The organism is Rhodopseudomonas sp. BR0C11 (genome assembly GCF_010820945.1).
Classification (GTDB): Bacteria; Pseudomonadota; Alphaproteobacteria; order Rhizobiales; family Xanthobacteraceae; genus Rhodopseudomonas; species Rhodopseudomonas palustris_H.
The window spans coordinates 1-10,580 of the sequence record NZ_QTKI01000152.1 but is presented as its reverse complement, the minus strand read 5'-3'; the positions used below and the strand labels follow the sequence as shown (position 1 = coordinate 10,580).

Genomic DNA, 10,580 nt, shown 5'->3' with positions numbered 1-10,580 from the left:
GATCTATCGCGCGCCGGTCTCGACCGGGACCACGGGTCGCGAAACACCGGCCGGCGTGTTTGCCGTGGTCGAGAAGGATAAGGACCACCGCTCGACGATGTACGACGACGCCTGGATGCCGAACATGCAGCGCATCACCTGGAACGGCGTTGCGCTGCACGGCGGTCCGCTGCCGGGCTATCCGGCGTCGCATGGCTGCGTCCGGATGCCCTACGAGTTCGCCGAGAAGCTGTTCGACAAGACCCGGATCGGGATGCGGGTGATCGTGTCGCCGGAGGATGTCGAGCCGGCCGATATCAGCCATCCGGTGCTGTTCTCGCCGAATGCGGAGGCGCTGGCCGCTGCGCCAACGCGCGCCGAGACCGCGGTGCGCGAGGCCGAGCAGGCCGCGCAGGCGGCTGATGAAGCCAAGGCCGCCGCGACCGCAGCCGCCCGCGCGGTGAAACCGCTCAAGGACACCTTACGCAAACTGGAACGCGCCAAGGCACGGGCCGAGGCGGCGCTGAAGGCGGCCGACAAGGTGCTGGTCGCCGCCAGCACGGACGAAGCCAAGGCCAAGGCGGAAGAGCGTCAGCAGCAGGCCGCGCAGCAGCTCGGCGAAGCCACGACCCAGCTCGAGACGGCCAAAGCCGACGCGGACGCCAAGCACGCCGCCGCAGCCGCCACCAAGGAGGCTGCGAAAACTGCCGCGACGAAGAAAGCCGAGACGGCGAAGCTGGCGACCGACGCCAAGCTCGCGCAGGAGCCGGTGTCGATCTACATCAGCCGCTCGACGCAGAAACTCTACGCCCGCCGCAACACCCGCAAGCCGCTCCCCGACGGCGGCGAGCTGTTCGACTTCTCGATCGAAGTGCCGGTGACGATCCGCGATCCGGAGCGGCCGATCGGCACGCACATCTTCACCGCGATGGCGCGCAACGACGCAGGTCTGCGCTGGAGCGCGGTGACGATCGAAAGCGCCGATGATGCCAAGAGCGCGCTCGACCGCGTCACGATCCCGCCGGAGGTGCTGGAGCGGATCGGCCCGACCGCGCTGCCGCGCTCCTCGATCATCATCTCCGACGAGCCGCTGAGCGCGGAGACCAACTACCGGACCGAATTCGTCGCGGTGCTCAGCGATCAGCCGCAGGGCGGCTTCATCACCCGCAAGCCGACCAGCAGCGACGTTCCGGTGGCCAGCAGCGATGACTGGAACGATGGCGGCTTCGGGTTCTTCTTCCAGCCCAGGGAGCAACGTGTCCCCGAGCAGTCCCGTCGCGGCCGTTATGGCGAGGGCTATTACCGCCAGCAGCAAGACTACTACCGCCAGGAGCAGCCGGGCTGGTGGTAGCGCCTGCCGCGCTACGCGCCTCCCGCCGCCTCGTCGAGAGCCTCGGGTGGCGTCCGCTGTACCAGCAGGGTCGGAATCCGGCGGGTGCCGCTGCGCACCGTGACGACGCGGGTGTCGGCATGGCGCCCGGCCCGTGACGCGGTGACGGTCAGGCCGGCGGCGAGCAGCCGCTCGCGCGCCGCCTCGACATCGTCGACGCGCCAGCCGACGCCCCACAGCTTGTCGTTCTTGGCGTCCGAGCCCGCGACCGGCCGGTGCACCACCTCGATCCTGAGATCGCCGCAGTGGAACGACATCAGCCGCCCCCAGTCCTGCTGCGAGCGATCTAGCGCCATGTCGAGCCCGAGCCGGGCGCCGTACAGCGCCGCCGCGCGATCGGGATCGGAGGTCGAGATCACCAGATGATCGAGGCCCACCACCGGGGCCGGCCCGATCACCTGCGATTGCGGCCGCTCGGAGCCGAGTTCGAGGAAGAACATCCGCACCCCGCGGGTGGTCTCGGTCGCGGTCCGGGTGCGTTTCCAGGTCAGCGTCGCGCCAGTGATGCGGTCGCGGCCTTCGACGTCGGCGACCGGCGTCGGCTGCAGCGCCACCCGATCGGGCCGATAGCGCGCGGCGTTCGCGTCGGCGACCCGGAAGCACAGGCTGGCGATGCCCTCGCCTTGCAGCTTGATCAGGGTGCGCAGCCGCTCCGCGCTCTGCGACGTGCCGGCCGGCGCCATGAATTCCAACGACATGTTGTCGAAGGTAAACAGAACGTTGTCGGAGCCCTCGTCGCCCCCGCGCCAGGCCGGCGCACGGGCCAGCAGCGTCTCATAGGTCGCGACCGCCTCGTCCAGATCGCTGACCAGGACGACGAGATGATCGATGGCGGTGATCATGGACGTTCCCCCGCAAGCACGCCGCCCCACGCAGTGATTTGCTGCACGATGCTATCGGGTTTGCCGCACCGGTTCATCGGCGCGCAATCCCCGGGCGATGCCGAGGTGCCGCCCGCGGCGGCGCCACCGGACGTGCCGTAAGCCGTTCGCTCGCACGCGACTGCCACCCTCGCCTCCCTGATCGCGCCTGCCCGGAACAAGGCAGCGCGCGCGCCGTTATGACCGGATTTTCGGCGAAACCGCTGTCGTATCAGTTGTGACCCTGCGGAAAATTTTAGCGAATGCGCCGCGAACGGCAATGCTATGCTGAACGCGCCGGAACAGGTCGCAGCCTCGGGACTCTCATGCACGCACTCTTCATCGGACAGACCTATATCGACGTCACCTTCATCACCGACCATCTTCCGACCGGCGACGAAAAGCACGTGGCGTCCGACTACGCGGTGTCGTTCGGCGGCAACGCGGTGACCGCGGCATTCTGCTGCGCCAAGCTCGGGATCGTGCCCGACCTGATCGCCACCATCGCCAACGACTGGCTGGGGCGGATGTTCATGGACATGAGCGCGAAGTACGGCATCTCGGTGCACCCGCGCAAAGTGAACACCTCGTCGCTGTCCTTCATCATGCCGAAGGACGGCAAGCGCGCCATCGTTCGCTGCCGCGACGACGAGCATATCCACCCGTTCCCGCTGCTCAACCTCGGCCAGTGCCGCGCCCTGCATGTCGACGGCCATCAGCCGGACGCAGCGATCCACTACGCAAAACTCTGCCGCGAGGCAGGCATCCTGACCTCGCTCGACGGCGGCGGCCTGCGCACCAACACCCACGAGCTGTTGGAATTCATCGACGTCGCAATCGTCGCCGAGCGACTGTGCGAGCAGATGGACATGACGCCGGAGAAGATGCTTGAGTATCTGAAGTCGCGCGGCTGCCGGGTCGGCGGCATCACCCTCGGCGAGCGTGGCCTGTATTGGTACGACGAGGCCGGCACGGTGCGCACCCTGCCAGCGCTGCCGATCCCGCGCGAGCGGGTGATCGACACTAACGGCGCCGGCGACGTCTTCCACGGCGCCTATGTGTTTTCGTATCTGAACAACCCGGCGCAGAGCTGGCAGCACCACTTCGAATTCGCCCGCGCCGCTTCGACCTTCAAGATCCAGAAGCTCGGCAACGAAGCGGGGCTGCCGACGGTTGCGGATATCGAGGCGGTCAAGCGCGAGTTCGTGGCGGCGGCGTGACGCCCCGCAACGTCATTGCGAGGAGCAAAGCGATGAAGCAATCCAGCTCCGTGTACGAACTTCTGGATTGCTTCGCTTCGCTCGCAATGACGGCCGAAAGCCTTACACCGCCGCCTTCTTTAGGTCGAAGCTAAGATCGGCGGCCTGTTCGGGCGTCACCGACTTGTCGAGCGGAAGAATTTTGCGGCCGAACACGTGGTCGGCCGCGCGGTTGACGGACTCGATGCCGATCAGCTTGCCGGCCTTGTAGCAGAACGCCGAGAACGAGCGCTCGGCGACGCTGCCGCGGATCACCACCTGATCGAATCCGGCAGTGAGGCCGACGATCTGCAGCTTGTCGTCGCCCTGATCGGACCAGAACCACGGATAGCCGTCATAGGCCTTAGCGTCGCCGGTCAGCCGCGCGGCAACGCAGCGTGCCTGGTCGGTGGCGTTCTGCACCGACTCCACCCGCAGCGTCTCGCCGAACCGGACGCTCTCGAACAGCGCGCAGTCGCCGATCGCCGAGATGTTCGGATCACTGGTGAGGAGCTGCTGATTGACGATGATGCCGGCGGCGGTCGACAGGCCCGCTGCGGCGGCGATTTCAACATTCGGGATCACGCCGACGCCGACCACCACCAGATCGCAGGGCAGCGTCTGACCGTTGCTGAGCGCGACGCCGGTGACGCGATCGCCGTCGGCTTCGATTTCGGTGGCGCGGACGCCGTAATGCATCCGGATGCCCGCCGCGGTGTGACGGTCATGGAAGTAACTGGAGATCTCCGGCGTCACCGCACGCGCCATCACCCGCGGTGCCAGTTCGACGACGTCGACCTCGAGGCCCTTGCCGCGCGCAGTGGCGGCGAATTCGAGACCAATGAAGCCGGCACCGATCACCACCACGTGCTTCTTATTCGGCATCCGTTGGCGCAGCACTTCGCTCTCATCGAGCGTGCGCAAATACAGCACGTCCGGCAGCGAGGCGTTGGGCACATCGAGCATGCGGTTGCGCGCGCCGGTGGCGAGCACGAGGTGGCCGTAATCGATCGCGGTGCCGGAAGCGAGCAGCAGCTTGCGGCCGTCACGATCGATCGACACCATCCGGTCGGAAATCAGCTCGATTGCCTGATCCTGGAAGAACTTCTCGGGTCGAAACATCAGCGAGTTGGGATCGCCGCCACTCTTGAGATACGCCTTCGACAATGGCGGGCGCTGATACGGCAGGTGCTTTTCATCGTTGATCAGCGCGATACGCCCGGCGTACTTCGCCTGCCGCAGCGATACGGCGACCTGAAATCCGGCATGTCCGGCTCCAGCAATCAAGACCGTGTCGTTCATTGTTGAGCTCGTTGAGTTGGGATCGGCGCGGCGGACGCGCGGGAGGTGGGGATCAGCCCAGGCTGTAGCACAGTCCGTCACGGGCGGTCAGCACGTTTGCCGACCGGCTCCCATCGCCTCAATAGATCGGCGGCCGGAAATCGAGGATCGGCCCCTTCGGCTCCGACAACGCGTCCAGCGCCACCGCATCGACCAGCAGCGGCCCGCGCGAGCGGGTAACCGCACCGACCCGTTCGATCTTGCCGAACGCCGCTTGGATATCCGGCCGCGCCGCTGCGTTGTCGACGCCGACCAGCAGCAGCGGCCCCGCCAATTGCTGGGCCGTCGGCGCCGGCGCCGCGAGCCAGCGGAATCGTTCGCCGCGCTGAACCACGCAGATGCCGGGCGGCAGATAGAACTCCAGCCAGCCCGTGGTGCCGTAATCGTCGGTCAGCACGCAGCTCGCGCCGATCCGCCGCCGCACCTGATCAATCTCCGCCACCATCTGCGGCACGCCAACGCCGACCGATCGCACTGTCGCGTCGCGGCGATAGCCGGTCAGCGCGCCGGTGTTGACCTGCACCACCACCAGCGCGAACAGCACTGCGCCGGTCGACACCGCCCAGCGCCGGCAAACCGTCACCACGCGGGCGATACCGGGCGTCCAGTGCCGGTAGGCGGCACCGACCGCGGCGGCGAGCGCGAACGCCGGATACAGCGGACTCAGCCAGTTCGCCTCGACACGGTCGTGCAGCGCCTGCCAGGTGAAATACAGCGCGATCGTCCACACCGTGGCGGCAACAAGAACCCGCGACGCTGCCGGCCCGGTGCTGCGCTTGCCAAGCGCGATCAGGCCCATCACTCCGAGGATGAACACGAACGGCGTCGCCAGCACGAACTGGGTCGGGATCAGTTCTGCGACGTAATGCGGCTCGAACCCGCCGAGCTTGGCGCGGCCGAACTGCTTGACGAAGGAAATCCACTCGTGCTGCGCGTTCCAGATCACCACCGGCGAGAATAGCGCGAACGCGACCACGCCTCCGAGATACGGCCACGGCGACAGCAGCCAGCGCCGTAGCGGCGGCACCCAGAGCAGCCAGATCAGGATCGCCGGACCGAAGAACAGCGCGGTGTATTTCGACAGCAGCGCGAGCCCGACCGCGACGCCGACCGCCAGCCACCATACGCCCCTGCCCGTCGCCGCAACCTGCGCCAGAGCGAGCAGAACGAAGCTGGACGCCACCAGCAGCGGCGCGTCCGGCGTGACGATGGTGGTGCCGGCCGACACCATCATGGTGGCGTTGAGCAGCACGGTTGCGGTGGCGGCGATGCCTTCGTCGTCGAACAGCAGAACCGCGGCGCGCCACACCGCCCAGCTCATCGGCAGCGCCAGCAGAATCGACACCAGCCGGACGCCGAATTCGGTGTCGCCGGCGATCAGCGTGCCGAGCTTGATCACCACCGCCACCATCGGCGGGTGATCGAAATAGCTGAGGGCGAGATTCTTCGACCAGGTCCAGTAATACGCCTCGTCGAAGGTCAGCGGCGTGACCGCCGCGGCGATCAGCCGGAGTGCAACCAATCCGACCACGATCAGAATCGTGGCGACGGCGGGACGCCGAATCGCGTCGCTCATCGGCCGATCATCGCTTGCGCCAGACGAACAGGCCGGACATCGCGTAGTTCCACACCACGCCCATCAGCGCACCGGCCGCGCCTGCCAACCACCAGGTGATGTGCTCGTTATAGACCGCGAAGGCGACGCCGACATTGGCGAGCAGACCGACGCCGCACACCAGATAGAACAGCAGCAGGCCGCGGACGATCGCGAAGCCTTTGAGCCGCTGGTCGCGATAGGTCAGGAAATTGTTGAGGATGAAGTTGCTGGTCATCGCCACCAGTGCGGCGACACCCTGCGCCTCGGCGAACGGCTGCTCGAATACCTTCAGCACCACGAACAGCGTGACGAAGTGGACCACCACGCCGGTCGAGCCGACCAGCGCGAACAGGATGAAGCGCAGCGACAACACGTCGTGGCTGAACTTCGCCAACACCAGGCCGAGGAAATCCAGCGCCACCATCGAGTCGAGCTTGCTCTCGCCGTGTAGCCGCGAGCCGAAGGTGAACGGCACCTCGACGATGCGCAGGCTGCCGCGTGCGGTCGCGATCACGTCGAGCAGGATCTTGAAGCCCTGGGTCGAGAGCTCCGGCGCGAGCTGTTCGAAACGGTCGCGGCGGATCATGAAGAAGCCGCTCATCGGGTCAGCGACCTCGATCTTGAGCGCCTTCTGGGCGACCTGGGTGGCGATCGAGCTGATCCCGGCGCGCTGGCGGTTGAAGCTGTCGGCGCTGCCGCCTTCGATATAGCGGCTGCCGATCACAAGATCGGCGGCGTTGCTCTCCAGCAGCGACAGCATTTTGGCGAGCTGGGTTTCGTCGTGCTGCAGGTCGGCGTCCATCACCGCGGCATAGGGGGCGCCGGACGCCAGGATGCCTTCGATGCAGGCGCCGGACAGGCCGCGCCGACCGATCCGGCGGATGCAGCGCGCGCGCGGATCGCGGCGCGCCATCTCGCGGACCACCTGCCAGGTGCCGTCGGGAGAATTGTCGTCGACGAAAATGACCTCCCAGGCCACGCCAAAGAGCGCTGCTTCCAGCTTTCGGAACAGCAGCTCGACATTGTCGCGTTCATTGAAGGTCGGGACGACCACCGAGAGCTGCAGCGGAACCGCCGCGGGCTGGGCACGGGTCGCGACCGCGGCTGGGCTGGCATCGATCATCGCGCCATGCGTATAGCGGCGCACACGAGCTCTGCCAAGGCGAGCCCCGGACGATTTGGATCAGAAATGTTTTGAAATCGGGTGGCTATGGCACCCCAAAAAGGTCAACGACCACGAACAACAGGTGCGCGTACATCCGGCGCTCCCTACTATTCAGTGGTCGTCTCGGCGTCGCACGCTCCGTATCGAAGCATCGACGTCGCCGTTGCAACCAAGATAGGAACGGGGTGCAACTTTCGCAAGGGGTCAGACATGAAGAAAGCTCAGGCAGGCGACATCCGGATCGGGATTGGCGGCTGGACCTACGAGCCGTGGCGCGGCGTGTTCTATCCGGACAAACTGCCGCAGCGGGGAGAGCTGGAATATGCCGCCTCCAAGCTGACCTCGATCGAGATCAACGGCACCTTTTACGGCTCGCAGAAGCCGGAGAGTTTCCGCAAATGGGCCAGCGAGGTGCCGGAGAGCTTCGTGTTCTCGCTGAAGGGACCGCGGTACGCCACCAACCGCAAGGTCCTGGCGGAAGCCGGCGACAGTGTCGAACGGTTCTACCATTCAGGCGTATTCGAACTCGGCGACCGGCTCGGCCCGGTGCTTTGGCAGTTTGCACCGACCAAGAAGTTCGACGAAGCCGATTTCGGCAAATTCCTCGAATTGCTGCCGCGCGAGATCGACGGCCGCAAACTACGGCATGTCGTCGAAGTTCGTCATGACAGTTTCAAGACGCCGGCATTCATCGCGCTGCTGCGCGAGCACAAGATTCCGGTCGTGTACTCCGAGCACGCGACCTATCCTGAGATCGCCGACATCACAGGTGATTTCGTCTACGCACGGCTGCAGAAGGGCAAGGACGAGATCGCCACCGGCTATCCGGCGAAGGCGCTCGCCGCGTGGGCAAAGCGGCTGCAGCTCTGGGCCGATGGCGGCGAGCCCGACGATCTGCCGAAGGTCGATGCGGCAGCAGCGAAGCCGCACAAGCGCGACGTGTTCGCCTATATGATCCACGAAGGCAAGGTACGCGCACCCGCCGCAGCGATGGAATTGATCAAACTGGTCGGCTAAGTTGCGGCGGTACACGCCCAACTGAGCGGACGTGACGCGCGACATTGCGTCACCGCAAGGCCTTGCGACCGATCAATGGGATAGTCAGTGGCGGCGGGCTAGGCTCGCGCTCATGTACTACATCAACAAAAGGATCCGATTTCGGATGGACAAGATCGACTTCATGAACGGCCAGATCAAGGCGCTGGTGAACTTCGCCAACGCACTGATCAAGTCACATCCGTCGCCGACCATCCTGCGTCATCACTTCGAGACGGCAGCACGCGCCGCGCCGAATTCGCCCGAAGGCCTGTCGCTCTCGGAGGCGTATATCGACGGCATGGCCGACATCGATCGTCAGCTCGCAGTGGCGCTCGAACATGCGATCGCACGCCGCGACCAGCACGAGCCGCAACCGGACTAATCCCTCGACAACCCTACAACGTACTAGACAGTCGCCACAACCAGGACTTTAATACGTAAATATTGTCACGTATTAGTTGCTTACCTGAGTAGTGGCGATGCTTTTCGGCTGGGTGGTGAGCGCGTTCGGGCTCGTCGCGGTCTTGATCGCGCAAGCCGGCTGCGCCACCGCCCAGACCTTCGATCCCTCGCTCGACGAGCCCGGGCTCGACCTTCCGGCGCCGCCCTCGTTCGATCTCGGCGCGGTGACCCCGCCGGATATCGCGAGCGTCGATACCGATGACGACGAGGGACTAACCGGCGACCTTCCGGCCGGTCGAAGCAACTTCTCTCCTTTGGCCGACTTGGCGGCCGACCGGTTCAGTGGCGGACAAGGACAGGCGTCGCTGCTGTTCGGCGGCTACGATCTGTGGCGCAACGGCGCCTCGCTCTACGGCGGGTTCGAATGGTTCGGCGGCGGCACCGCCGAGAATGGCCCGGTGGTCCGGCTGATGGCGTCGGAAGCTTTGGAGCGTTACCAGGCCGGGCGCTTCACTTATATCAACGACATTTCCCGCGCCTCGGTGCTGGCGGGCTGGCGTTTCAAATCCGGCGCGTTCGAACTGAAGATCCTCGCCGGCCCCGATCTCGAGAACCGCGCCTCGATGCCCGACTACCGCGAGCAGCGCTGGCGCGGCACCCATGGCGGCGTGCGCATCGCGGTGGAGAGCTGGGCCGAGCCGACGCCGGAGACGATGCTGTCGTCATCGTTCTACGCCACCACCGTCGCCGGCAGCTATGGCGCGCGGCTGGCCGCGGGCTGGCGCATGTCCGACGCGTTTTGGGTTGGGCCGGAGATGTCCGGCTCCTCGGATGAGTTCAGCCGGCAGACCCGGATCGGCATCCATCTCACCGGCTTCGAGGTGGCGGCCATGGAATGGTCGGCCGCCGCCGGCTACGTCCGCGACAGCTATGGCCGCAGCGGCATCTACAGCCGCCTCGGCGCATCGCTGAGGCGGTAGCCGGTCCAAGCCGATCGCGAACGCTGGGCGATCAGTCGAGCGTGCGGCGGAATCGGGTGACTGCGATGGTCATCGCGATCAGCATCAGCGTCAGCAGTGCGAGCGCGTCGTACTGAAGGTTCTCCAGCGTCGAGCCCTTCAGCATGATGGCGCGGACGATGCGCAGGTAGTGGGTCAGCGGCAGGCACTCGCCGATATACTGCGCCCATATCGGCATGCCAGCGAACGGGAACATGAAGCCGGACAGCAGAATCGACGGCAGGAAGAACATCATCGACGCCTGCATCGCCTGCAGCTGGTTCTGCACCAGCGTCGAGAAGGTGTAACCGATCGCGAGGTTCGTGGTGATGAACAGCGTCGACAACAGCGCAAGCATAGCGAGACTGCCGCGGAGCGGCACGCCGAACAGCAAGACGCCGATGCCGAGGATCAGCGACGCCTGGATGAAGCCGACGCCGACATAAGGCAGGATCTTGCCGAGCATCACCTCGACCGGCGTGATCGGCATTGACAGCAGGTTCTCCATGGTGCCGCGCTCGATCTCGCGGGTCACCGACAGCGCGGTGAAGCACAGCATCGTCATGGTCAGG

At 65.7% G+C, this 10,580-nt stretch carries 10 protein-coding genes; 5 read left to right on the top strand and 5 right to left on the bottom strand.

The window, feature by feature from the left end:
- The first annotated feature begins 1 nt into the window (after position 1).
- Positions 2-1,330, top strand: coding sequence for a L,D-transpeptidase (locus DYI24_RS13510; protein WP_349627774.1), 1,329 nt, complete (start codon positions 2-4; stop codon positions 1,328-1,330).
- A gap of 11 nt (positions 1,331-1,341) precedes the next feature.
- Here the strand turns inward: DYI24_RS13510 and DYI24_RS13505 are convergent, their stop codons facing one another.
- On the bottom strand, positions 1,342-2,211 hold the full coding sequence (locus DYI24_RS13505; protein ID WP_164572658.1) for a VOC family protein: 870 nt from the start codon (positions 2,209-2,211) through the stop codon (positions 1,342-1,344).
- 344 nt (positions 2,212-2,555) lie between these two features.
- Here DYI24_RS13505 and DYI24_RS13500 point away from each other — a divergent pair, with 344 nt between their 5' ends.
- Positions 2,556-3,449, top strand: a complete 894-nt coding sequence (locus tag DYI24_RS13500; protein WP_107345519.1) for a sugar kinase — start codon at positions 2,556-2,558, stop codon at positions 3,447-3,449.
- Positions 3,450-3,551: 102 nt separating this feature from the next.
- Here DYI24_RS13500 and DYI24_RS13495 read toward each other — a convergent pair whose 3' ends face one another.
- The 3 genes from DYI24_RS13495 to DYI24_RS13485 form a co-directional block, all read right to left on the bottom strand.
- Positions 3,552-4,769: an NAD(P)/FAD-dependent oxidoreductase gene (locus DYI24_RS13495; protein WP_164572657.1), complete on the bottom strand. Its 1,218-nt coding sequence runs from the start codon at positions 4,767-4,769 to the stop codon at positions 3,552-3,554.
- A gap of 118 nt (positions 4,770-4,887) precedes the next feature.
- On the bottom strand, positions 4,888-6,384 hold the full coding sequence (locus DYI24_RS13490; RefSeq protein WP_164572656.1) for a glycosyltransferase family 39 protein: 1,497 nt from the start codon (positions 6,382-6,384) through the stop codon (positions 4,888-4,890).
- A gap of 7 nt (positions 6,385-6,391) precedes the next feature.
- Entirely contained in the window at positions 6,392-7,528 is a 1,137-nt protein-coding gene (locus DYI24_RS13485; RefSeq protein ID WP_164572660.1) for a glycosyltransferase, read from the bottom strand.
- A gap of 252 nt (positions 7,529-7,780) precedes the next feature.
- Between DYI24_RS13485 and DYI24_RS13480 the strand changes: the two genes are divergently transcribed.
- The 3 genes from DYI24_RS13480 (at position 7,781) to bcsS (ending at position 9,990) form a co-directional block, all read left to right on the top strand.
- Positions 7,781-8,587, top strand: coding sequence for a DUF72 domain-containing protein (locus DYI24_RS13480; protein ID WP_164572655.1), 807 nt, complete (start codon positions 7,781-7,783; stop codon positions 8,585-8,587).
- A gap of 145 nt (positions 8,588-8,732) precedes the next feature.
- On the top strand, positions 8,733-8,990 hold the full coding sequence (locus DYI24_RS13475) for a hypothetical protein (RefSeq protein WP_164572654.1): 258 nt from the start codon (positions 8,733-8,735) through the stop codon (positions 8,988-8,990).
- A gap of 97 nt (positions 8,991-9,087) precedes the next feature.
- Positions 9,088-9,990 (top strand): cellulose biosynthesis protein BcsS, encoded by a 903-nt coding sequence (bcsS, locus tag DYI24_RS13470; protein ID WP_164572653.1) that lies wholly within the window; start codon positions 9,088-9,090, stop codon positions 9,988-9,990.
- Positions 9,991-10,021: 31 nt separating this feature from the next.
- Here bcsS and DYI24_RS13465 read toward each other — a convergent pair.
- Positions 10,022-10,580, bottom strand: a 559-nt coding sequence (locus DYI24_RS13465) for an ABC transporter permease (RefSeq protein ID WP_164572652.1), incomplete at its 5' end; no start/stop codon positions are given.